We start from the raw sequence: 21,824 nt of genomic DNA on the forward strand, positions 1-21,824 counted from the left end.
TCGACTTACTCGTGAAATATTCGTCGTGAAAAGGTGCACCGCGTCAGTGACATGGGACACGGCGCCAGCGTCTATTCGCCGGGATGAGCGGCATCGGCGCACCCGAGTGGGCGCGCACATCTATCGAAACGACCGGGGCCATCGGCCCCGGCGTTGTCCATGGGTACGCAAGCTGACGAGACGTCAGTGCACGACCTTCGACTCGTCGAAATCCTCGACGCGTGCCTTGAGCTTCTGACCGGGACGGAACGTCACCACGCGGCGTGCGGAAATGGGAATTTCCTCGCCGGTCTTCGGGTTGCGTCCCGGGCGTTCGCGTTTGTCGCGCAAGTCGAAATTGCCGAAGCCCGACAATTTGACCTGCTCGTTCTCGCGCAGGCAGCTGCGAATCTCTTCGAAGAAGGCCTCGACCATCGACTTGGCTTCGCGCTTGGAAAAGCCCAGCTCAGCATGCAGATGTTCGGCCAAATCCGCTTTGGTCAGCGCACCCATGCTCTCATCCTCGTAACGGCTGATGGGATTAACTCCTCAGGACCGCCGCGAAGCGTGATTTCGCTTCGCCGACGATGGCATCGACTAACTGATTGATTTCATCGTCATTCAGCGTGCGCGAAGGATGCTGCCAGGTCAAGCCCAGGGCGAGACTCTTGTGGCCTTTTTCGATCCCTTCCCCCTGATAGACATCGAAAAGCCGCAGGTCGACCAGCCACTCGCCCGCCTGGTCACGCATGGCGTCCATCAAGGCCATGACCGGCACGTCGTCCTTCACGACCAACGCCAGATCGCGCCGCACCTCGGGATGCCGCGACAGCGGCTCGAACGCCGGCAAGAGGCCCTGGGTCGCCGCCTCCAGCTCGAGCTCGAACACGAAGGCACCGGTCTTGAGGCCCAGCTCGGCCCGCACGCCGGGGTGCAAGGCACCGACCCATCCCACCGGGTGCCCATCGCAGATGATCCGCGCCGTCTGGCCGGGATGCAGCCCGGGATGCTCGCCGGCCTCGAAACGCCACGCGTCGGGACGATGCGTCAAGGCCAGCAGGCTCTCCAGGTCGCCCTTGAGGTCGAAGAAGTCGACACGCTCGCGCGTGGCCGACCAGCCTTCGGGATGCCGTGGCCCGCAGATGATGCCACCGAGCATCGATACCTGCTCGAGGTCATCCAGCTCACCGCGAAACACCAGCCCGGTCTCGAACAGGCGCACCCGGGGCTGTTGCCGGTTGAGGTTGTGCATCATGGCCTTGACCAGTCCCGGCAGCAGGCTCGCGCGCATGACCGACATGTCCGCCGAGATGGGATTGGCCAGGGCCGGTGCGATCGCCCCCGGCGTCAGCGTCTCCTGCAGCTCGGGCGCGACGAAACTGTAGGTGATGGCTTCCTGGTAGCCACGTGCCACGAGATGGCGACGCAAGCGCGACAGAGGCTGACGCGTCTCGTCGGCGGCGCTGAGTTTCAGACGCGCGGCGGGACGGCGCACCGGGATCCGGTCATAGCCGTGAATGCGCGCCAATTCCTCGATGAGGTCTTCCTCGAGGGCAATATCGAAACGCCAGCTGGGCACCTTGACGCGCCAGCCTTCGGCAACGACGTCGACGTGCATGCCCAACCGCGACAGGATGTCGACGACATCGTCATCGGCGATGACCAGGGACAGACACTGATCGAGGCGCGCCCGACGCAAGGTCACGCTGCAGCCCAGCGGCAGGTGATCGGGGCTGGCCACTTCCGTGACCGGACCGGGTTCACCGCCGACGATCTCCAGCAGCAACTGCGTCGCGCGCTCGAGCGCCACCTGCGTCAACTGAGGGTCGACGCCACGCTCGAAACGGTGAGACGCATCGGTGTGCAATCCATAAGAGCGCGCCTGCCCCGCCACGGCCAGCGGCGAGAAGAAGGCCGACTCCAGAAAGATATCCTGCGTGTTCGCATTGACGCCGGACGCCTCGCCTCCCATGACACCGGCGATCGCCAGCGGCCGATGCGCGTCGGCGATGACCAGGGTACCGTCCCGCAGCGCGATATCCTGCCCATCGAGCAGCGTCAGACGCTCGTCGCCCCGGGCTTCGCGCACCACGATGCCATCCTGCAGGCGTGCCAGGTCGAAGGCATGCATCGGCTGGCCGAGCTCGAGCATCACGTAATTGGTGACATCGACGATCGGGTCGATGGCGCGAATGCCGCTGCGCCGCAGGCGCTCGGTCATCCACAGCGGCGTTTCCGCCGCGAGATCGACACCGCGAATCACCCGGCCCGCATAGCGGGGGCACTGAGCGGGGGCCTCGACGCGCACCGGAAACGTTTCCTGATTCTTCGGCGTCACGACACTGATCTCGGGCTCGTTCAGCGGAAGGCGGCTCAATACGCCGACCTCGCGCGCCATCCCCTTGAGGCTCAGGCAGTCGCCGCGATTGGGGGTCAGGTCGACTTCGATGGCATGGTCGTCCAATGCCAGCCAGTCACGCAGGCCGTCCCCCACCGGCGCCGTCGGCGGCAGCACCCAGATACCGTCCGACGTGCCTTCCTCCAGCTCCAGCTCGGAAGCCGAGCAGATCATGCCGCGCGACTCCACGCCACGCAGCTTGGCCTTCTTGATCTTGAAATCGCCGGGCAGCGTGGCATTCACGCGCGCGAACGGCACTTTCTGCCCCACCGCGACATTGGGCGCGCCGCACACCACCTGAACGGGTTCGTCGCCGCCGTCATCGACATGGCAGACGTTGAGCTTGTCGGCACTGGGATGCGGCTGCTTGTCGACGACCTCGGCGATGACCACGCCGTCGAAGGCGCCCGCCACCGGCGCGATCGCGTCGACTTCCAGCCCCGCCATCGTGATGTGATCGGCCAGCGCCTGCGTGGTCCAGTCGGGGGAGACCCAATGGCGCAGCCATGTTTCGGAAAATTTCATGTTACTTCCTGTGTCCGTGGTCGCTGATCAGCCGAATTGGCGCAAGAAGCGCAAGTCGTTTTCGAAAAACAGCCGCAGGTCATTGACGCCGTAGCGCAGCATCGTCAACCGCTCCGCGCCCATGCCGAACGCGAACCCGGTGTAACGCTCGGCATCGATGCCCGAATGACGAAAGACCTCGGGGTGTACCATTCCGCACCCCATGACTTCCAACCAGCCGCTGTGCGAACACACACGACAGCCATCGCCTCCGCACATGACGCACTGGATATCGACCTCGGCGGAGGGCTCGGTAAACGGGAAATAGGAAGGACGGAAGCGCACGGAAAGCGACTCCCGCTCGAAGAACGCCTTGAGAAAATCCTCGATCGTGCCCTTCAAGTCGGCAAAGCTCACGTCCTCGTCGACCAGCAGGCCTTCCACCTGGTGGAACATCGGCGTGTGCGTGAGATCCGAGTCGCTGCGATAGACCCGCCCCGGGCAGACGATGCGTATCGGCGGCGCCTGCTCCTTCATGGTCCGCACCTGCACCGGCGAGGTATGCGTGCGCAGCAATCGTGACGCATCGAAATAGAACGTATCCGCCATGCCCCGTGCGGGATGGTGGGCCGGAATATTGAGCGCCTCGAAGTTGTGATAGTCGTCTTCGAGCTCGGGCCCCACGGCCACGTCGAAGCCGATATGCGCGAACAGGGACTCGATGCGCTCGAGCGTGCGGGTCACGGGATGCAAGCCCCCCGTGGGCTCACCGCGCCCGGGCAGCGTCACGTCGATACGCTCCTGGGCCAGGCGTGCATTCAATTCGGCGTCCTGCAGATGCTTCTTGCGTGCCTCGAGCTCGTCCGACAGCACTTGCTTGGCATCATTGATCTGCTCGCCGGCCTTGGGACGCTCTTCCGCCGGCAGTTTGCCGAGCCCCTTGAGAAGAGCGGTAATCTCACCTTTCTTGCCCAGATAGCGCACCCGAACCTCGTCGAGTGACTGGACATCCTCCGCGCTCTCGATGGCGGCGCGAGCCTCGGCGACCAGTTGTGGGAGATGGTCCATCCGTCTAGCTCCGATGCTAAGTGCCCGTGGTGAACCACCGCTCGTCGGGCAATGGTCCAGACAAAAAAACAGGGGAAGAGCGGCTGCTCTCCCCCTGCGGCTTCATGCGCATGATGAAACACTCATGATGAGCGTCCCACCCGCCCGTTACTGAGCAGCCTTGGCCTTGTCGACGATCGCGGCAAAGGCAGCCTTTTCATGGACGGCGAGATCGGCCAGAACCTTGCGGTCGATCTCGATGCCGGACTTCTTCAGGCCGGCGATGAAGCGGCTATAGGACAGACCGTTGGCGCGTGACGCCGCGTTGATACGCGTGATCCACAACGCACGGAACTGACGCTTGCGCTGACGACGGTCACGATAGGCATACTGACCTGCCTTGATGACCGCCTGCTTGGCAACGCGGAAAACGCGAGACCGGGCACCGTAATACCCTTTGGCCTGCTTGAGAATCTTCTTGTGTCGACGACGAGCGACGACACCACGCTTGACACGAGTCATGGCTTACTCCTGACGTTTGAAAAATCGACTACCGATACTGTCCATGCCAGCACTGTTCATACAAACACTGTGCATGAAAGTACTTAGAAGGAAAGTACTTAGAGGTTCGGCAACATGCGCTGGATCAACTGCTTGTCGGCATCGTGAATCTGCTTCATGCCGCGCAGCTGACGCTTACGCTTGGTCGACTTCTTGGTCAGGATGTGACTGCGAAAAGACTGCTTGTGCTTGAAGCCATGAGCCGTCTTCTTGAAGCGCTTCGCAGCGCCGCTGTTACTCTTGATTTTAGGCATGAGGGAAAACTCCACTCGGTTTCTTCAGAAAACCCGAGGCCGGCAGGCCAGCCGAAGCCGCCTGCCCGTTAAACTGCCAACGGATCACTTCTTTTTGGGCGCCAGGATCATGATCATCTGACGACCTTCCATCTTGGGGAAGGATTCGACAGTCGCCATGTCCTCGAGGTCGGCGGCGATCCGTTCCATCAGCTTGCGGCCGATGTCCTGGTGCGCCATCTCACGTCCCCGAAAACGCAGCGTGACCTTGCCTTTGTCGCCCCCTTCGAGGAAACGCGTCAGGTTTTTCAATTTCACCTGATAGTCGCCCTCGTCGGTACCAGGTCGGAATTTGACTTCCTTGACCTGAATCTGCTTCGTCTTTTTCTTCTGAGCAGAACGCTGTTTCTTCTGCTCGAAAAGAAACTTCCCATAGTCCATGATCTTGCAGACGATGGGGTCAGCGTTGGAGATCTGGACGAGATCCAAGCCCTCGGCCTCGGCACGCTCCAGCGCGTCCTGAGTCGAGACGACACCAACCTGCTCGCCGCTGCTGTCGATGAGGCGGACTTCGTCCACACGAATACGGTCGTTCATTGGGGGGCGCTTCTCTTGAGGGCGCCCGCGCTGGTTATTCCGCTTGATCGTTACGTCTCCGTTCTATCGATTGACGTTCTTTATACCCCTTCTTCCTGCAGACGCGCAATCAAGGCGTCCACCGATAGCGAGCCCAGGTCCTCTCCGCTACGCGTACGGACGGCAACCGCACCCGCCTCGACTTCTTTGTCACCTACAACGAGAAGATAGGGGATCTTTTGCAACGTATGTTCCCGGATTTTAAAGCCGATCTTCTCATTCCTCAAGTCCGTCTTGACACGCAGACCGGATTTCTGCAAACGCTGGGTCACGGATTCGGCGTATTCCCGCTGGGCATCGGTGATGTTGAGCACCACGGCCTGGAGCGGTGAAAGCCACAAGGGCATGGATCCCGCATAGTGTTCGATGAGGATACCGATGAAGCGTTCCATGGACCCCACGATGGCGCGGTGCAGCATGACCGGCGCCTGCCGCGAACCGTCCTCGGCCACGTACTGCGCGCCGAGCCGGGTCGGCATCATGAAATCCACCTGCATGGTACCCACCTGCCACTCGCGGCCCAGGCAGTCGCGCATGTGATACTCGATCTTGGGGCCATAGAAGGCGCCTTCACCGGGCAACTCTTCCCATTCGACGTCACAGCGGCTCAGGGCGTTGCGCAAGGCCTCTTCGGCGCGATCCCAGTTGTCGTCGCTGCCCAGACGCTTCTCGGGCCGCAGGGCGATCTTGACGGCGATGTCGTCGAAGCCGAAATCACGATAGACCGCCAGGGCCTGCCGATGGAATGCCGTCACCTCCGGCTCGATCTGCTCCTCGGTGCAGAACACGTGACCGTCGTCCTGAGTGAACGCACGTACCCGCATGATGCCGTGCAAGGCGCCCGAGGGCTCGTTGCGGTGACACCCTCCGAATTCGCCATAGCGCACCGGCAGTTCGCGATAGCTGCGCAGCCCGGAATTGAAGACTTGTACATGCCCGGGACAGTTCATCGGCTTGAGCGCATATTCGCGCTTTTCCGATTCCGTGAAGAACATGTTCTCGGCATAGTTGTCCCAATGGCCGGACTTCTGCCATAGCGACACATCCATGATCTGCGGGCAGCGAATCTCCTGATAGCCGCTGTCCTTGTAGACGCCGCGCATGTACTGCTCGACGGTCTGCCACAGCGTCCAGCCGCGCGGGTGCCAGAACACCATCCCGGGCGCTTCTTCCTGCATGTGAAAGAAGTCGAGCTTGCGGGCCAGCTTGCGATGATCGCGCTTTTCCGCTTCCTCCAGGCGCTTGAGATAGGTCTTCAGCGCCTTCTTGTCCGCCCAGGCCGTCCCGTAGATGCGAGTGAGCATCGGCTTGTTGGCATCGCCACGCCAATAGGCCCCTGCCAGCTTGGTCAGCTTGAACGCCTTGAGATGACGGGTGTTGGGCACGTGCGGTCCGCGGCACATGTCGATGTATTCTTCGTGATGGTAGAGACGCACCGTCTCGCCATCCGCGATGCCCTCGACGATTTCCTGCTTGTAGGGCTCATCGCGGTCGATGAATGTCGCCAGGGCCTGCTCTTTCGTGACGTACTCGCGGATGACCTCGTACTCATGATCGATCAACACTTTCATGCGTTTCTCGATGGCCTCGAGATCCTCCGGCGAGACCGACTGGCCGAAATCGATATCGTAGTAGAAGCCATCGTCGATGACCGGCCCGATCGCCATCTTGGCATCGGGATAAAGCTGCTTGACGGCATGACCGACGAGATGGGCACACGAGTGGCGAATGATCTCCAGCCCTTCCTGATCGCGCGACGTGAGGATGCTCACTTCGGCATCGTGCTCGATCAAGTCGGCGGTATCGACGGGCACGCCGTCGATCTTGCCGGCCACGCAAGCCTTGGCCAGCCCAGTGCCGATCGACTCGGCGAGCTGCATGACGGTGATGGGGGAATCGAAAGTCTTCTGACTGCCATCAGGCAGGGTCACGATGGGCATGTAACATCCCTTATCTTCAGTGGTGGCCCATACCAGGGACCACATGAACGACGAAAATGATTGGCGCGCTCGGCGACATCGACGCTGCCGCTCGCACGAGCGATGCGGCACTCTAGGCCAAACGTATGACACGGTGAATTGCGCACACTAGCAAGCCCGTGAAACGTCGTCCAGTCGCACCCATGCAAACGAAAGAGGGCGCCCGAAGGCGCCCTCTTCACATCGCGGTGCGAGGCTAGGCTTATTCTTGCTCGCCCAGCTCGACACGGCGGTTTTCAGCACGACCCGCAGCGGTTTCGTTGGTGGCGATCGGATTCTGCTCACCATAACCGTAAGTGGTAATGCTGTCGGCGCTGACGCCCTTGGACACCAGGTAATCCTTCACAGAGTCGGCACGACGCTGAGAAAGATCCTTGTTGTAGGACGCGCTACCCACGGAGTCGGTGTAGCCTTCCAGACGAACGTTAACGCTTTCGTTGGAGGACAGCTTCGCTGCCACGTCGTCGAGGATGTTCTCGGCTTCACTGGTCAGGGTGGCGGAATCGAACTCGAAGTTCACGTCCTTCAGTACCAGGTCGGCGACGCAGCCAAGCGCGTTGACTTCAGCACCGGCCGGAGTGTCCGGGCACTGGTCCTGATAGTCCGGCACGCCGTCGCCGTCGCTATCCAGCGGGCAGCCACTGGCGTTGACTTCGACACCTGCCGGCGTTCCCGGGCACTCGTCCTTGTAGTCCGGCACGCCGTCGCCGTCGCTATCCAGCGGGCAGCCCTGCGCGTCTACCGCCACGCCAGCCGGCGTGTTGGGGCACTGATCGCGATCGTCGGGAACGCCGTCGCCGTCGCTGTCGACAACCTTGTCGGAATAATCGGCGCAGAGCAAGGCACCCGCTGTCGCGCCGCCGACACCGCCGAGAGCGGCACCGGTATCTTCGTCCGAGTCGCTGCTCGAGGCGTAACCGATACCGCCGCCGATCAAGCCACCTGCCAAGCCGCAGACGAACGGCGACTTGTACCAAGCCTGATCGTCGTCAGCGTTGTAGGAAGATTGAGTACCGGAGCTGGCACAGCCGGAAAGGCCGACAACCAACGCGGAACCGAGCAGCAAGCCAGTCGTAGATTTTTTCATGTAAGACTCCTTCTTAACACAGCGCTAGCGTAACGGGACGTTACCCAGCGGGGTCCGAGTATAGAAGCGGTTCTCGGTGTGAGGAAGGCATTTTTGCCTTTCTCTCGTCAAAAAAGAAAGCACAAAGACTGCCGTTCAGCCAGTGCTTTACCCATCACCGGCGCTTCTACCGATGAATGCCCCCTCATCATTATGCATTATCCGCATTGATGCAAATAAAAAAACACTGTTAGCACACTCGGTGCACCACTCTTGTACAACTTTCAGCCATCCGACTGATGGAGCCTCACCAGGCGCTCGAACAACGCGATTCCCGTGTCCAGCAGGGCATCCGGAAAGTCGTAGCCGGGGTTGTGCAGCGGCAGGCACCGCTCGCCGGCGCCCAGGGTCAACAGCGCACCCTGCCCCTGCGCGGCCAGCCAGCCGAAGTCTTCCGACCAGCGGTGGGCCTCGGGCAGCGCCGTCAAGGGCATGTCCAGCGACCGGGCGGCTTCGCGAATCGAGGCAACGGCGGCGGGATGATTGCGCGTGGCCTGAAAGACATCGCACCAGTCGATCTCGATCCCCAGGTCGTCCTCCTCCGCTTCGGCCCGCGCAAGCGCCACCGAGGCCTCCGCCAGCGCGCGCATCATGGCGTCATCCTCGGTGCGCAACGTGGCCATGACCTCGGCCTGCCCCGGCGACGTACCGAAGGCGACCTCGCCCAATCGCGCGTGGATCAGCGTGACCATGACCAGCCCTTGATCGTCGGGCAGTTGCTGGGGCAGCCGCTTGAGGCCCTGCAGAATCCGGCACATCGCCAGCGCCGGGTTGCGGCCCTGCTCGGGGTGTGCCGCATGCGCGCACAAGCCGTTGAGCCGGATGATCAGCCCCCGCGAGGCGCAGGTCATGGCGCCCTCTCTCACCGACACCTCTCCCAGCGGCTTGCCGGGCAGATTGTGCAGTGCATATACATGATCGGGAGCGATTTCCTCGAAACGCGATGATTCCACCACCTCGCGGGCGCCACGCCCGGTTTCCTCCGAAGGCTGAAACAGCAGCACCGTTTCGCCATGCGTCGGCGGCTGCTCCGCCAGGCGCTGCGCCAATCCGAGCAATACCGCCATGTGCCCGTCATGGCCACAACTGTGCGCCACGTGCTCACAGGTCGATTTCCAGGCGATCTCCGCGGTCTCGTCGATGGGCAAGCCATCGAGTTCGGCACGGAACATGACGCGCGGCCCCGGCAAGGTGCCCGCGAACACCCCGGCCACGCCATGACCACCCAGACCGGTGACGATGCGTGTCGCCCCCGCCTGCTCGAGCCAGCCCGCCACCCGGCGGGCCGTTTCGGTTTCCTGCCCCGACAGCTCCGGCGCGGCATGCAGCCGATGACGAATCTGGGCCGGCGTCAGCGACAAAAATGCCTCGTTCATTGCATTCTCCTGCGGCATGCCCCTAGCCGTGGGGCCACTCACGTTTGAAGGCCAATACCTGACGCGCAGCCTCGTGAAGCTCGCCCTGACGCGCTTCCTGCAGGGCGATGCGTTCCCGGTCCTCGGCGAAACGCTGCTTGGCGGACAGCGCCTGGCGCGCCGAGTGCGTGTGCAAGTGCTCGGTCAGGCGATGGATATCCACGAACACCCAGAAGGCGTCGCGTTCCAGCAGCGACGGATCGATGATTTCGAGCAGTACCTTGCAGCGTAATGCCCCTTCCACCAGATCGACCTGATCGCCCAGCATGGCCGTGGCGATCGCCTCAAGGCTTTCCAGACAATTCCGGTTGGCCCGCTCGACCTCTTCATGGCGCGCTTCATCGCGCCGCTTCACCTCTCGCCACAGGCGCCATGCATAACCGCTCATGGCGGCGATGATCAGCACCGCCAGTCCTGCCAGGCTCCAGCCCATCACTGCGGACATGGTCGCTCCTCATTGTTGAATACGTGATGCACGTCATGCATGGACAGCACATCCAGTGCGACGCCGAAAAAGCCAACGAGCGCGGACACTATCGAGCCTGTCCGCGCCGGGCAAGCCTTCGCCTGCGCGCCATCCTTAGACCAATGGATAAGCCAATCACAACTCATACCTTAGTAGCATTGGCGGCAACGTAAGCAATGCAATCATTAGCCTCATACAGGAGTCGTTCATGAGCGATACAGCCTCTGTTTCGCAACGTCCCAGCGCCGCGAAAATCGGGCTGTGGCTCGGGCCGTTGTGGGTCATTCTCTGCCTGCTTCTGCCCGCCCCCGCGGAAATGTCGACAACCGCCTGGGCATGCGTCGGTTTCTCGCTGCTGATGGCGACCTGGTGGGCCACGGAAGCCATCCCGATCCCCGCCACCTCGCTGCTGCCCATGGTCCTGGCGCCCGCCCTGGGCATCAGCGACCTGGACACCGTGGCCCCGGCCTATGCCGACCCTATCATCTACCTCTTCCTCGGGGGCTTTCTTCTCGGCATTGCCATGCAACGCTGGAACCTCCACCGTCGCATTGCCCTGAAAGTGCTCAGCATCGTCGGGCAGAAGCCACGCCAGCAGATCGCCGGTTTCATGATCGCCACCGGCTTCATCAGCATGTGGGTCTCGAACACCGCCACCAGCATCATGATGCTGCCCATCGGCATGTCCGTGGTCAGCCTGCTTGGCGGTAACGACTCCCGCGACGTGGCGCGCTACTCCACGGCCCTGTTGCTGGCCATCGCCTACGCCGCCAGCATCGGCGGCGTCGCCACGTTGATCGGGACGCCACCGAACGCCTTGCTGGCCGGCTACCTTGCCGGCGAAGGCATCGACATCGGCTTCGCGCAATGGATGACCATCGGGCTGCCCATCAGCATCGCCATGATGGCCGTGACCTGGTGGTGGCTGACCCGCAAAGGCTTCGACCTCGAGCAAAGCGAAGACGGCGACCAGGTGATTCGTCGCGAGCTCGACGCCCTCGGCGGCATGAGCCGCGCCGAGCGGCGTGTCGGCCTGATATTCCTGGTGGCCGCTGCCGCCTGGATCCTGCGTCCGCTGATGAACCAGGCGGGGCTCGACTGGCTGTCGGACACCACCATCGCCCTGGCCGCCGGTCTGGCGCTTTTCCTCGTTCCCAGCGGTGACAAGGAAGGCGGTGCCCTGCTCGACTGGGAAAGCGCCAAGGACCTGCCCTGGGGCGTCCTGCTGCTGTTCGGTGGCGGCCTGGCTCTGGCCGGCATGATCAAGCGCTCCGGGCTTGCCGAGTGGATCGCCCAGCAGCTGTCGGTGTTCAGTGCACTGCCGCTGTTGATGCTGGTCGGCATCATCGTGCTGGTCATCATCTTCTTGACCGAGGTGACCTCGAACACCGCCACGGCCGCGGCCTTTCTGCCCCTGCTCGGCGCACTGGCGATTTCTCTGGACATTGACCCGCTCCTGATCACGGCCCCCGCCGCCGTCGCCGCCAGCTGCGCCTTCATGATGCCCGTCGCCACGCCACCCAACGCCATCGTCTTCGCCACCGGGCACATGAAGATACAGTCGATGATTCGCGCCGGCCTGATGCTCAACCTCATCGGCACGGTCTTGATCACGTTGATCACCGTCGGCTTGCTGCGCCTGCTCTGGGCCTGACACGCCACTGACGGCCACGTTCTCCACCCATCGGCCCTGCCCGCGTCGACATTCATGTCGACGCGGGCAGGGCTTTTTCATGCGCAGGATCAACCTGAAGATAACGGTATAAGCACGACGACGGCAGCCTAGAGCCCGAACAGGTGTACGATGGGCGGCAGCAAGAACGCCGTGAAAAGCCCGGTCAATCCCATGGACAAGCCCGCGAAGGCTCCGGCAACGGCACCGATGGAAGAAAACGAATGCGCCGTGCCGAACCCGTGCGCCGCCAGGCCCATGGCAAACCCCTGGACGCTCGGGTCACGCACCTTGACCAGGCGAAAGATCACCGGCCCCAGGGCGCAGCCCACAGAGCCCGTCAGCAGCACCAGCCCCGCCGCCAGGGAAGGAATGCCGCCCAGCTTTTCGGCGATCCCCATGGCAATGGGTGACGTCACCGAGCGAGGCGCCAGCGTCAGCACGGTTTCGCGGCTGGCCCCCATCAGCATGGCGAGCCCGACGGTGGACGTGACCGCCGTCACGATACCTGCGCCGCACCCCAGCAGGATCGGCAGCAACATGCGCCTGACACGCTCGCGATAGTCATAGAGGGGAATCGCCAATGCCACGGTCGCCGGGCCGAGGAGAAAATGAATGAACTGCGCGCCCTCGAAATAGGTGGCGTAATCGGTGCGAGTGAGCTTGAGGAAGCCGATGAGCATCACGATGGCGATTATCACCGGATGCAGGAACGGCGTTCCGCCCAGGCGTCGATTGATGCGAGTCGCGGCGATGAAAGCCAGCAGGGTCACCAGCAAATACAGCAGCGGGCTCGCCGAAAGATACACCCAGAGCCGATCGAGTACCGGGAGATTCATGACCGATCCTCCCGCAGCGCGTCGCGAGGATCCCTGGGCGTCGATCGGGTCAAGCGCTCCATCACTTTCGCGGTCACGACCAGTGTCAGGGCTGTCGATACCACCAGCGTCACCACGATGGGCCAGAAGTCGGCCTCGATGAGACCGAAGTGCACCATGATCCCGACCCCGGCGGGCACGAACAGCAGCGTCAGATACCGCAACAAGCCTTCGCCGCTGGTGCGCAGGCCCGCGGGCACTCGCCCGTTCACCATCAACCCCACGAGCAGCACGGCCATGCCCAGCACCGGACCGGGTACAGGCAAATGCAGCGCGTGCACCAGGATTTCGCCAATGAACTGGCACCCCAGCAGGATGCTCATACCTAGAATGAGTGGCATTGTCGTCGTCTCCCCTCAAGATCCCGCGCCATTTTACATCTTTCGTCTAACGGCTATAGCGCCATCGGCAGGATCGCTCGTCCCATGCGCTCGACCACGCGGCAAGCAATTGAAAAAAAAGCGCTATCGAGGGTTTTCATTTACGCAAAGCCAAGGTAGTATACGCATCGTTCTCGGGCAGGGCCCCACGGTCACTCGCCGGAGAACGCGAAAAACGGAGCGTGGCGCAGCTTGGTAGCGCGCTGCAATGGGGTTGCAGAGGTCGCTGGTTCGAATCCAGTCGCTCCGACCAAGATTGTAAGAAAAAACCGCCGCTAACGGGTCATGCCGAGCGGCGGTTTTTCGTGGGTGTGTTACGCTCGAGGAGGTGGATGCCAGACCGCACTCATCGTGTGGCCATGGCAATGGAACCCTCGTCGCCTTGACGAGTCACAACGCCACGTACGCAACCTCAGCGAGATTGATCATCATGCTGCATGACGCGATCGAGATACGGAAAATCGGCCACCACGACACCGACGAGGTACGCTATGAAGTCTACGATAGCGATACCGGCGTGAGTCTGGGGCTTTACCAGAGCATGGAACACGCGGAAGCCGAACGTCAGCGGATGAAGGCCTCCGACAGCGAGCTCAAGTCAGGTAGTACGGACGACGATCCCAGCGTGGAATGACCCCCGAGGGTGGCACCGCCACCCTTCTCGCCTCCCCCTGCTTTCACTTCCTGTACTTTCACTGCCTGCTGCCGCACTGGACATTGCGGGTGACGCCTTGCGCGATCCGCGTCGCGAACGACCGTCTCGCCAGGCTACTTCTGCCGGCGATCCCGCCACAGGTCCCAGCCGATTCCCGCGGCAATGCCCGTGACGACTCCCGCCAGCACGCTTCCCGCCACCAGCCATGTGACCAGCCCGACCATGATGCCGAGCAAGGCTCCCGGTAATTCCTTCATGCCATCCTCGTCGAGCGTTGAGCGACATAGGGCTGAACGCACACGCGGCGCATACAGTCCGATGTCTCCCAATGGAACGCGCTCATGTCATTTGCTGCCATTCGATCAGTGCGGCCGCCACGGCATTCGGGTCGAAACCGCTGCGATGCAGGCTGGATGACATGATCGCGGCCTGTGCTCCCTGACGGGTCACGAACAGACGATAGCCGATGTAGTCGCCGCGCTCGCAGCGTGCATTGACCTGGCCGCAGACGACCCGCTTGGCGGGCCCGCCGACACGCGGGGCTACCGCACGGATATCGCGGAACACGGCCGTGGCGGGATACTTGAGCAACTTCCTGACATTGGCCTGCGCGAGATAGATTTCCTCGTCGGTGGCCGACGCCCATTCCAGGTGATCACGGGCAATCTGGGCCGTGATCGCTCCCTGCTTGTCGAGGGGCAATGCCGGCAACGCTGACGAATCCTCGATCAGGCCACCGCTCACCAGCAGCAAGATGCCCCAGAGCTTCATGTTCTCTCCTTACACGTCATGGTATCGGTTAGCGGCTCATGTCGATGCGCCACTCTACGCTAGGTGGCGGACGGCGCGCGAACGCCGCACCCCTTGAGGATGACCTGGCACAGGAAGTCGGTAATCGCACGATAGTCGCCGTCGTCGAGCTGTGCCTGATCGGTGATGCCCAGTATCTGCGCCTCGAAATCCGCGTAATGCTGGGTCGCCGACCAGATCAGGAAGATCAGCCACACCGGATCGACGGGATCCATCAGCCCCTTTTCCGCCCAGCGCTCGAAGATGCGCGCCCGGGAACGCACCCATTCGCGCAACTCGCCATGCAGGTAGGACTGCAGGAAAGGCGCGCCCTGAAGCACTTCCGCCGCGAACAGGCGAGACCCCTGGGGGTGCTGCTGCGTGAGACGCATCTTGCTGCGAATGAAGCTCTCCAGTACCTCGCCGGGATCGTCGTCTTCGTCGATATCGTCGAGCATGGCATTCCAGCGCGCCATCATGCGCTCGAGCAGCATGACATAGAGCTCGCGCTTGCTGCCGACATAATACAGCACATTGGACTTGGGCAAACCGGCCGCCTCGGCAATGGCCTGCACGCTCGCCCCACGATAGCCATGGCGCGCGAAAATCCGCTCCGCCGCCTCGAGAATCACGCTTTCATTGCGCGCCCGCGTTCCCGATCCGGGCACTTTCATCGTCGTCATGGCCGCTCTCTTCGTTGCCGGGTAAGAAAGTCTGCCCCAGCGAGCGCAGCCGGTGCAACGCACCCGTGCCCGTCGCCTGCCGCACGCCGTGTCGATTGCTCGACGAGAAGACACGAAGATCCACTCTCATCCCGCGCTCGCAGGGGTTGTCATCGGCGACATTTTGATCAACGCTTATAAAAGTTGACCAGATGGTCATACCATGTAGCGCGACGGCGCACCCCGGCCCAACAATGACAAACCGACGGACATCCCGATGATCGAGTTCTATCTCAATGGCGAAGCACAACGCTGCGCATCGCTGGCACCGGAGACCAGCGTTCTCGAGCTGCTGCGCACGGTCCTGCAGCGCACGGGAACCAAGGAAGGCTGCGCTTCCGGGGACTGCGGCGCTTGCACGGTCGCCATCGGCAAGCCCGACCAGGCGGGCGGACTTCGTTATCACAGCACCAATGCCTGCATCACGCCGGCCCATCAGCTCCAGGGCTGCCACCTGGTGACCGTCGAAGGCCTGGCGCGAGGTGACGCCCTGCATCCCGTGCAGGCCGCCATGGTCGACTGCCACGCCAGCCAGTGCGGCTTCTGCACGCCCGGCATCGTCATGTCACTGTTCACCCTGCATGAAGGGCGACGCGAAGGACGACGAGATGCCCTGGCCCCGCTCGACGACGCACGGCTGGAAGCCACGCTGGGCGGCAACCTGTGCCGTTGTACCGGGTATCGTCCCATTCGCGACGCGGCCCGCCGGCTGGATCGATATCCCGATGTACGCCCCCCCTGGGCCGACGACGCCGCCCTCGCCGACAACGTCGCCGCCCTGAACGCCGAGCTCGAGAGCGACGGCTACGCGATGCCACGCACCCTGGCAGCGCTCCACGACGTGCGCCGTCAGCGGCCTCGGGCACGCCTCGTGGCCGGGGCCACCGACCTGTGGCTGGAAACCACGCAGCGCCTCGAAGCCTTCGAGGACGTGATCGACATCAGCCGCGTGGCCGAGCTGCAGGCAATCGACGAAACGCCCGACGGCTGGTGGATCGGCGCAAGCGTTGCCTACACGCGTCTCGAGCCCCTGCTCGAGACGGCCTATCCGGCCTTTGCCCGCATGCTGCAACGACTGGGCTCCGCCCAGATTCGCAATCGCGGCACCCTGGGCGGCAATATCGCCAACGCCTCCCCCATCGGCGACACGCCACCGGTTCTCCTGGCGTTGGGGGCACATCTGGCGCTGGAAGGGCCCGACGGAGCTCGGGAATTGCCGCTGGAGGCATTCTTCCTCGACTACAAGCGCACCGCTCTCGCCCCCGGCGAATTCATCCGCGCGATTTTTCTGCCTCGGCCCGCCGGGGACCGGCGCCTGGAAGTCTGGAAACTCTCCAAGCGCCGCGAGGACGATATTTCCGCGGTGCTCGGCGCCTTCGCCTGGCAAGAGCATGCGGGACGTCTGCACGGCGTACGCCTGGCCTTCGGCGGCATGGCGGCCACCCCTCGGCGGGCCGAGGCCGCCGAAGCCGCCCTTGAAGGCAAACCGCCCGATGCCGCAGCCTTCGACGCGGCTCGCCAGGCACTCGCGCGCGACTTCCAGCCCCTCGATGACGTGCGGGGCTCGGCCGCCTATCGCCAGCTCGCGGCCGCCAACCTGCTCGAGCGGCTGCGCCTGACCCTCACCCACCATTCGCCGCGGGAGGTCTGCCTCGATGCGTACGCTCACTGATCTCTCACGCCCGGTTCCCCGGCCGGAGCCCGCCACGCAGCCGGACGACACGCCGACGTCGCCCCGGCAAGCGCCGCCCCATGACAGTGCGACCCTGCATGTCACCGGCCGGGCACGTTACCTCGATGACCAGCCGGCCCCCGCGAACGCCCTGCACGTGGCGGTCGGCTTGAGTCGGGTGGCGCATGGCCGCCTGACCCGGCTCGGGCTCGACGCCGTGCGTCGCGCCCCCGGCGTCGTCGATGTCATCACCGTGGTCGACATTCCCGGTCATACCGATGTGGGGCCGGTGTTTCCCGGCGACCCGCTGCTCGCCGACGCCGAGGTCCGCTATGAAGGACAGCCGCTCTTCGCGGTCGCCGCGACCGACTTCACGTCCGCCCGACGTGCCGTCGCCCTGGCCGAGATCGAGATCGACGCGCTGCCCGCGCGACTCGACCCCGTGGCCGCCGCCGAGGCCGAGGAATGGGTCCGCCCGCCGCACGTTCAGCAACGCGGTGATTGGCAACGCGCCCTGGACGACGCCCCCCATCGGCTGGAGGCTCACCAGTTCGTCGGCGGGCAAGAGCATTTCTATCTCGAGGGGCAAGCCTGTCTGGCCCTGCCCAACGAGGACGATGGCGTGACGGTGCACACTTCCAGCCAGCATCCCAGTGAAGTGCAGAAGCTCGTCGCCGAAGTCCTGGCGATCCCGTTCCACGCCGTCACCGTCGAAGTCCGGCGCATGGGCGGCGGGTTCGGTGGCAAGGAGACCCAGGCGGCGCCATGGGCCTGCCTGGCGGCGCTGCTGGCACGCCGCACCGGGCGCGCGGTGCGGCTGCGACTGCCGCGCGGCGACGACATGCGCGCCACCGGCAAGCGCCATCCGTTCCACAACCGCTACCGGCTGGGTTTCGACGACGCGGGCGTGCTGCAAGGCGGCGACATCACCGTCATCGGCGACTGCGGCCACTCGCCGGATTTGTCCGAGGCCATCGTCGACCGCGCCATGTTCCATGCCGACAACGCCTACTCGCTGGGCCAGGCCCGGGTCACCGGCATTCCTGCGCGCACCCACATGCCCTCCAACACGGCGTTCCGCGGCTTCGGCGGCCCGCAGGGCATGATGATCGTCGAACGCGCCATGGACGATATCGCCCGCCATCTCGGCGAGGACCCGCTCACGATCCGCAAGCGCAACCTGTACCGTCCCGAACACGACGTCACCCATTACGGCCAACGCGTCGAGCAGCTCGGACTGCTCCACGAACTGGTGTCGCAACTGGAGGCGAGCAGCGACTACTGGGCACGACGTTCGGCGATTCGCGCATACAACGCCAGCAGCCCGGTCCTCAAGAAGGGCCTGGCGCTCACCCCGGTGAAATTCGGCATTTCGTTCACCGCCAAGCACCTCAATCAGGCCGGGGCGTTGTTGCACGTCTATACCGATGGCAGCGTGATGATCAATCACGGCGGCACCGAAATGGGACAGGGCCTGCACACCAAGGTCGGGCAAGTCGTGGCCCGCGAACTGGGGCTGGAAAACGCCGCCGTGCGCATTTCCGCCACGCGTACCGACAAGGTGCCCAACACCTCGCCGACCGCCGCCTCGAGCGGCGCCGACCTCAACGGCATGGCCGCGCGCAATGCCGCGATGCAGATTCGCGAGCGGCTGTTCGATTTCGCCGCCGAGCATTATCGGCTCGACCGCGAGGCCATGTGCCTGGAGAACGGCGAGCTGGTGACGGGTCACGGCGAAGGCGAGCGGCGCATCGCCTGGGGCGATCTCGTCCAGGCCGCCTACCTGGGCCGCGTCTCGCTCTCGGCGACGGGCTTCTATGCCACTCCGCTGATCCATTACGACCGCGCCTCGGGCCAGGGCCGTCCCTTCTACTACTATGCATATGGCGCGGCCGTCTCCGAGGTCGTCGTCGATACGCTGAGCGGCGAGCATCGGGTCTCGCGCGTCGATATCCTCCACGACGTGGGTGATTCCCTGAACCCGGCGATCGATCTCGGCCAGATCGAGGGCGGTTTCATTCAGGGCATGGGCTGGCTGACCAGCGAGGAACTCAAGTGGGACGATACTGGCCGCTTGACGAGCGATGGCCCGGCGACCTACAAGATCCCCACCATCGGCGACACGCCACCCGATTTCCGCGTGGCACTGCTCGAGGGGCACCCCAATTCCCAGGCCAGTCTGTATCGCTCCAAGGCCGTGGGCGAGCCGCCCTTCATGCTGGCGATCTCGGTCTGGTCGGCACTGCGCGACGCACTGGCCAGCCTCGCCGACTATCGACTGAGCCCGGCGCTGGATACGCCGGCCACGCCGGAACGCGTGCTCTTCGCGGCACAGGCACTGCGTCAGGCGACCGCGACGGAGACCTCGCATGCGTGACGACACCTGGGACGCCGCCCTGCATCGCCTGCAACGCCAGGCACAGGCACATGTCCTGGTCAGCGTGGTGGGGGCCGAGGGCTCCACGCCCCGCGAGCCCGGCGCCAAGATGGTGGTGACCGCCGAGGCCTGCCACGACACGCTCGGCGGCGGCCGTTTCGAATACCAGGCCATCGCCCGTGCCCGCGAGATGCTGGCGGCGGCGGCACGTGGCGAGTGCGTTGCCACGCCGTGCCTGGAAGCCTTTCCGCTGGGCGGGCGCAGCGGACAATGCTGCGGCGGCCACGTGAGCGTCTTGTTCGAGTGCTTCGCAGGCGCCAGCATGCACGTGGCCCTGTTCGGTGCCGGGCATGTGGCACGGGCACTGGTCCCCTTGCTGGCGCCCTTGCCGTGGCACGTACACTGGTTCGACAGCCGTCCCGACGCTTTCGACGCCGTCGAGCCCTCACCACGGGTCGATTGCCGGCCGCTGGACGCCGAGGCTCCGGCCGAGGGCATCGACGCGCTTCCCGCCGGCAGCCACGCCCTGGTCATGACCCACGATCACGATCAGGATCGCCGGCTCGTCGAGGCCCTGCTGGACAGGCCGGACATCGCCTCCCTGGGCCTGATCGGCTCGCGAAGCAAATGGGCGAGCTTTCGACGCCGGCTGAGCGAGGCCGGGATCGACGATTCCGCGCTGGCACGGGTGCGTTGTCCCATCGGCATCCCCGGCGCCGACGGCAAGCGTCCCTACGAAATCGCCCTCGCCGTCGCCGCCGAACTGCTGACCTTCGCGAACGCGGAGCCGCACGCCACGCACCGGGGCGTCACGCCCTCGCAGTGGCGTGACGTGACCGGCCGACGTGCCACCTATTGATCCTCGGCCGGACGCCTTGAGCGTCTCGGCCAGCCACGCCAAGAGAGCATGCCCCATGACCGACTCCCGACTCCTGCGCGGTGCCGTGCTGACCTTCGACGACGATCCCGGCGAGTCCCCCGTGCCACGCCCGGACAGTCTGCGCTACTGGGAGGACGGCGCCGTCTGGCTGGAGAACGGCCATATCCGCGCCGTCGATGACTACACCACGCTGGCACCGCACGTGCCGGCAGGGCTCGAGATCGTCGACTACCGTGGCAAATTGATCATGCCCGGCTTCATCGACAGCCATGTGCATTATTCGCAGCTCGACATCATCGCCTCGTTCGGACGCGAACTGCTCGACTGGCTCAACGACTACACCTTTCCCGCCGAATGTCGCTTCGCCGAACGGGCGCATGCCGAGGAGGTCGCCGAGCGATTCCTTGATGAACTCCTGCGCGGCGGCACCACCACCGCCCAGGTGTTCTGCACCTCGCATCCCGGCTCGGTGGACAGCATCTTCTCCGCCGCCCGAGCCCGCCGACTGCGCATGCTGGCCGGCAAGGTACTGATGGATCGCCATGCCCCCGAGGCCCTGATCGACACCGCCGTCGGCGGCATCCGCGACAGCGAACGGCTGATCGCCGACTGGCACGGCAAGGACCGTCTGGCGTATTCGCTGACACCCCGCTTCGCGCCGACATCCAGCCGCGAGCAACTGGATGCCGTGGGCGGCGTGCTGCGCAACGATGCCAGCCTGTATCTGCAAAGCCACCTCTCGGAACACCGTGGCGAACTGGCCTGGGTCGCCGAGCTGTTTCCCGAATGCCGCGACTATCTCGCCGTCTACGAACGCCATGGCCTGGTCGGTCCGCGCAGCACCTATGCCCACGGCATCCATCTTTCCGACGACGAACGCGCACGACTCGCCGAGACCGGCGCCAACATCGCCTTTTCACCGACCTCCAACCTGTTTTTGGGCAGCGGGCTCTTCGACCGCATCGCCACACGCGAAGCGGGCGTGGTCACCTCCCTGGCCAGCGACGTGGGCGCCGGCACCGGCCTGTGCGGCTTGACGACCCTGCAAGGCGCCTATCAGGTGAGCGCCTTGCTCGGCCAGCCGCTGACGGCATGGCAAGGGTTCTATCGGCTCACGCTGGGCAACGCCCGTGCCCTGCATCTGGAACATTGCATCGGCCGCCTCGAGGCCGGCCACGAAGCCGACCTGGTCGTGCTGGACCTCGCTGCCACCCCTCTCATGGCACGGCGAACCCAGGTCGCCGAAACGCTCGGCGAGCGCCTTTTCGCGTTGATGATGCTGGGTGACGACCGCAGCGTCCACGCCACCTGGGCCAACGGCCGGCCGGTGCACCAGCGTGATGCAAGCGATACGCACGCCGCCCCCTCGAGGCGCATGGCACATTCCCCCACATGACCGCGTCGCGCCACGGTCGCGCTGTCATGGGGCCTGACCGCCACGTCAACTTGGCATTC

The 21,824-nt window shown here is 64.1% G+C and carries 21 protein-coding genes and 1 tRNA gene; 7 read left to right on the forward strand and 15 right to left on the reverse strand.

The features are described from left to right. Positions 1 to 183: 183 nt before the first annotated feature. The 10 genes from ihfA to ABGX75_RS00465 form a co-directional block, all read right to left on the reverse strand. Positions 184 to 492, reverse strand: coding sequence for an integration host factor subunit alpha (ihfA, locus tag ABGX75_RS00420; protein ID WP_011507103.1), 309 nt, complete (start codon positions 490 to 492; stop codon positions 184 to 186). Between the two features lie 28 nt (positions 493 to 520). Continuing rightward, the gene (pheT, locus tag ABGX75_RS00425; protein ID WP_347411215.1) at positions 521 to 2,902 is read right to left on the reverse strand and encodes a phenylalanine--tRNA ligase subunit beta; all 2,382 of its coding nucleotides are present in this window, start codon (positions 2,900 to 2,902) and stop codon (positions 521 to 523) included. A 27-nt stretch (positions 2,903 to 2,929) separates the two neighbouring features. Further along, positions 2,930 to 3,949, reverse strand: a complete 1,020-nt coding sequence (gene pheS / locus ABGX75_RS00430) for a phenylalanine--tRNA ligase subunit alpha (RefSeq protein ID WP_011507101.1) — start codon at positions 3,947 to 3,949, stop codon at positions 2,930 to 2,932. Between the two features lie 147 nt (positions 3,950 to 4,096). Continuing rightward, positions 4,097 to 4,450: a 50S ribosomal protein L20 gene (gene rplT, locus ABGX75_RS00435; protein WP_011507100.1), complete on the reverse strand. Its 354-nt coding sequence runs from the start codon at positions 4,448 to 4,450 to the stop codon at positions 4,097 to 4,099. Positions 4,451 to 4,548: 98 nt separating this feature from the next. After that, complete coding sequence (rpmI, locus tag ABGX75_RS00440) at positions 4,549 to 4,743, reverse strand: 50S ribosomal protein L35 (protein ID WP_011507099.1); 195 nt, start codon at positions 4,741 to 4,743, stop codon at positions 4,549 to 4,551. A gap of 84 nt (positions 4,744 to 4,827) precedes the next feature. Next, complete coding sequence (gene infC, locus ABGX75_RS00445; RefSeq protein WP_083831097.1) at positions 4,828 to 5,367, reverse strand: translation initiation factor IF-3; 540 nt, start codon at positions 5,365 to 5,367, stop codon at positions 4,828 to 4,830. 32 nt (positions 5,368 to 5,399) lie between these two features. Then, positions 5,400 to 7,298 (reverse strand): threonine--tRNA ligase, encoded by a 1,899-nt coding sequence (gene thrS / locus ABGX75_RS00450; protein WP_035412869.1) that lies wholly within the window; start codon positions 7,296 to 7,298, stop codon positions 5,400 to 5,402. A 241-nt stretch (positions 7,299 to 7,539) separates the two neighbouring features. Further along, positions 7,540 to 8,424, reverse strand: a complete 885-nt coding sequence (locus ABGX75_RS00455) for an OmpA family protein (RefSeq protein ID WP_347411214.1) — start codon at positions 8,422 to 8,424, stop codon at positions 7,540 to 7,542. Between the two features lie 263 nt (positions 8,425 to 8,687). After that, positions 8,688 to 9,839, reverse strand: a complete 1,152-nt coding sequence (locus tag ABGX75_RS00460) for an amidohydrolase (RefSeq protein ID WP_179153462.1) — start codon at positions 9,837 to 9,839, stop codon at positions 8,688 to 8,690. A gap of 22 nt (positions 9,840 to 9,861) precedes the next feature. Next, positions 9,862 to 10,323, reverse strand: a complete 462-nt coding sequence (locus ABGX75_RS00465) for a DUF2489 domain-containing protein (protein ID WP_035412854.1) — start codon at positions 10,321 to 10,323, stop codon at positions 9,862 to 9,864. Positions 10,324 to 10,552: 229 nt separating this feature from the next. Between ABGX75_RS00465 and ABGX75_RS00470 the strand changes: the two genes are divergently transcribed. Further along, positions 10,553 to 11,998: a DASS family sodium-coupled anion symporter gene (locus ABGX75_RS00470; protein ID WP_347411213.1), complete on the forward strand. Its 1,446-nt coding sequence runs from the start codon at positions 10,553 to 10,555 to the stop codon at positions 11,996 to 11,998. A gap of 128 nt (positions 11,999 to 12,126) precedes the next feature. Here the strand turns inward: ABGX75_RS00470 and ABGX75_RS00475 are convergent, their stop codons facing one another. Both ABGX75_RS00475 and ABGX75_RS00480 read right to left on the reverse strand, forming a co-directional pair. After that, entirely contained in the window at positions 12,127 to 12,855 is a 729-nt protein-coding gene (locus tag ABGX75_RS00475; protein WP_035412849.1) for an LrgB family protein, read from the reverse strand. Then, entirely contained in the window at positions 12,852 to 13,235 is a 384-nt protein-coding gene (locus ABGX75_RS00480) for a CidA/LrgA family protein (protein WP_347411212.1), read from the reverse strand. Before ABGX75_RS00480 ends, ABGX75_RS00475 begins: the two co-directional genes overlap by 4 nt. Positions 13,236 to 13,450: 215 nt before the next feature. Between ABGX75_RS00480 and ABGX75_RS00485 the strand changes: the two genes are divergently transcribed. Beyond that, positions 13,451 to 13,527, forward strand: a tRNA-Pro gene (locus tag ABGX75_RS00485). 177 nt (positions 13,528 to 13,704) lie between these two features. Continuing rightward, entirely contained in the window at positions 13,705 to 13,908 is a 204-nt protein-coding gene (locus ABGX75_RS00490) for a hypothetical protein (protein ID WP_110062447.1), read from the forward strand. Between the two features lie 134 nt (positions 13,909 to 14,042). Here ABGX75_RS00490 and ABGX75_RS00495 read toward each other — a convergent pair whose 3' ends face one another. The 3 genes from ABGX75_RS00495 to ABGX75_RS00505 all read right to left on the reverse strand — a co-directional run bounded on the left by ABGX75_RS00495 (position 14,043) and on the right by ABGX75_RS00505 (position 15,401). Continuing rightward, positions 14,043 to 14,186, reverse strand: a complete 144-nt coding sequence (locus ABGX75_RS00495) for a hypothetical protein (RefSeq protein ID WP_156961526.1) — start codon at positions 14,184 to 14,186, stop codon at positions 14,043 to 14,045. A gap of 82 nt (positions 14,187 to 14,268) precedes the next feature. Then, the gene (locus ABGX75_RS00500) at positions 14,269 to 14,700 is read right to left on the reverse strand and encodes a hypothetical protein (protein WP_011507089.1); all 432 of its coding nucleotides are present in this window, start codon (positions 14,698 to 14,700) and stop codon (positions 14,269 to 14,271) included. A gap of 59 nt (positions 14,701 to 14,759) precedes the next feature. Then, entirely contained in the window at positions 14,760 to 15,401 is a 642-nt protein-coding gene (locus ABGX75_RS00505) for a TetR/AcrR family transcriptional regulator (RefSeq protein WP_347411211.1), read from the reverse strand. A 256-nt stretch (positions 15,402 to 15,657) separates the two neighbouring features. On the opposite strand from ABGX75_RS00505, the gene xdhA reads away from it, so the two are divergent. From xdhA to guaD, 4 genes are read left to right on the forward strand one after another with little or no spacing between them, the layout of a single operon-like run. After that, complete coding sequence (gene xdhA / locus ABGX75_RS00510) at positions 15,658 to 17,112, forward strand: xanthine dehydrogenase small subunit (RefSeq protein ID WP_347411210.1); 1,455 nt, start codon at positions 15,658 to 15,660, stop codon at positions 17,110 to 17,112. Then, the gene (gene xdhB / locus ABGX75_RS00515; protein ID WP_347411209.1) at positions 17,096 to 19,489 is read left to right on the forward strand and encodes a xanthine dehydrogenase molybdopterin binding subunit; all 2,394 of its coding nucleotides are present in this window, start codon (positions 17,096 to 17,098) and stop codon (positions 19,487 to 19,489) included. The genes xdhA and xdhB overlap by 17 nt, the downstream gene beginning before the upstream one ends. Beyond that, complete coding sequence (gene xdhC, locus ABGX75_RS00520) at positions 19,482 to 20,348, forward strand: xanthine dehydrogenase accessory protein XdhC (protein WP_128690686.1); 867 nt, start codon at positions 19,482 to 19,484, stop codon at positions 20,346 to 20,348. The genes xdhB and xdhC overlap by 8 nt, the downstream gene beginning before the upstream one ends. Before the next feature lie 55 nt (positions 20,349 to 20,403). After that, positions 20,404 to 21,765 (forward strand): guanine deaminase, encoded by a 1,362-nt coding sequence (gene guaD / locus ABGX75_RS00525; RefSeq protein ID WP_347411208.1) that lies wholly within the window; start codon positions 20,404 to 20,406, stop codon positions 21,763 to 21,765. Positions 21,766 to 21,824 lie beyond the last annotated feature (59 nt).

Source organism: Chromohalobacter sp. (genome assembly GCF_039830575.1).
GTDB lineage: Bacteria > Pseudomonadota > Gammaproteobacteria > Pseudomonadales > Halomonadaceae > Chromohalobacter > Chromohalobacter israelensis.

Coding starts and splice junctions, on each gene's coding strand:
- guaD (WP_347411208.1), top strand. CDS start 20,404: ATGACCGACTCCCGACTCCTGCGCGGTGCCGTGCTGACCTTCGACGAC.
- ABGX75_RS00475 (WP_035412849.1), bottom strand. CDS start 12,855: ATGAATCTCCCGGTACTCGATCGGCTCTGGGTGTATCTTTCGGCGAGC.
- rpmI (WP_011507099.1), bottom strand. CDS start 4,743: ATGCCTAAAATCAAGAGTAACAGCGGCGCTGCGAAGCGCTTCAAGAAG.
- ABGX75_RS00455 (WP_347411214.1), bottom strand. CDS start 8,424: ATGAAAAAATCTACGACTGGCTTGCTGCTCGGTTCCGCGTTGGTTGTC.
- pheT (WP_347411215.1), bottom strand. CDS start 2,902: ATGAAATTTTCCGAAACATGGCTGCGCCATTGGGTCTCCCCCGACTGG.
- ABGX75_RS00470 (WP_347411213.1), top strand. CDS start 10,553: ATGAGCGATACAGCCTCTGTTTCGCAACGTCCCAGCGCCGCGAAAATC.
- ABGX75_RS00505 (WP_347411211.1), bottom strand. CDS start 15,401: ATGACGACGATGAAAGTGCCCGGATCGGGAACGCGGGCGCGCAATGAA.
- xdhC (WP_128690686.1), top strand. CDS start 19,482: ATGCGTGACGACACCTGGGACGCCGCCCTGCATCGCCTGCAACGCCAG.
- ABGX75_RS00460 (WP_179153462.1), bottom strand. CDS start 9,839: ATGAACGAGGCATTTTTGTCGCTGACGCCGGCCCAGATTCGTCATCGG.
- ABGX75_RS00500 (WP_011507089.1), bottom strand. CDS start 14,700: ATGAAGCTCTGGGGCATCTTGCTGCTGGTGAGCGGTGGCCTGATCGAG.
- ABGX75_RS00490 (WP_110062447.1), top strand. CDS start 13,705: ATGCTGCATGACGCGATCGAGATACGGAAAATCGGCCACCACGACACC.
- ABGX75_RS00495 (WP_156961526.1), bottom strand. CDS start 14,186: ATGAAGGAATTACCGGGAGCCTTGCTCGGCATCATGGTCGGGCTGGTC.
- rplT (WP_011507100.1), bottom strand. CDS start 4,450: ATGACTCGTGTCAAGCGTGGTGTCGTCGCTCGTCGTCGACACAAGAAG.
- xdhB (WP_347411209.1), top strand. CDS start 17,096: ATGCGTACGCTCACTGATCTCTCACGCCCGGTTCCCCGGCCGGAGCCC.
- ABGX75_RS00465 (WP_035412854.1), bottom strand. CDS start 10,323: ATGTCCGCAGTGATGGGCTGGAGCCTGGCAGGACTGGCGGTGCTGATC.
- ABGX75_RS00480 (WP_347411212.1), bottom strand. CDS start 13,235: ATGCCACTCATTCTAGGTATGAGCATCCTGCTGGGGTGCCAGTTCATT.
- thrS (WP_035412869.1), bottom strand. CDS start 7,298: ATGCCCATCGTGACCCTGCCTGATGGCAGTCAGAAGACTTTCGATTCC.
- ihfA (WP_011507103.1), bottom strand. CDS start 492: ATGGGTGCGCTGACCAAAGCGGATTTGGCCGAACATCTGCATGCTGAG.
- pheS (WP_011507101.1), bottom strand. CDS start 3,949: ATGGACCATCTCCCACAACTGGTCGCCGAGGCTCGCGCCGCCATCGAG.
- xdhA (WP_347411210.1), top strand. CDS start 15,658: ATGATCGAGTTCTATCTCAATGGCGAAGCACAACGCTGCGCATCGCTG.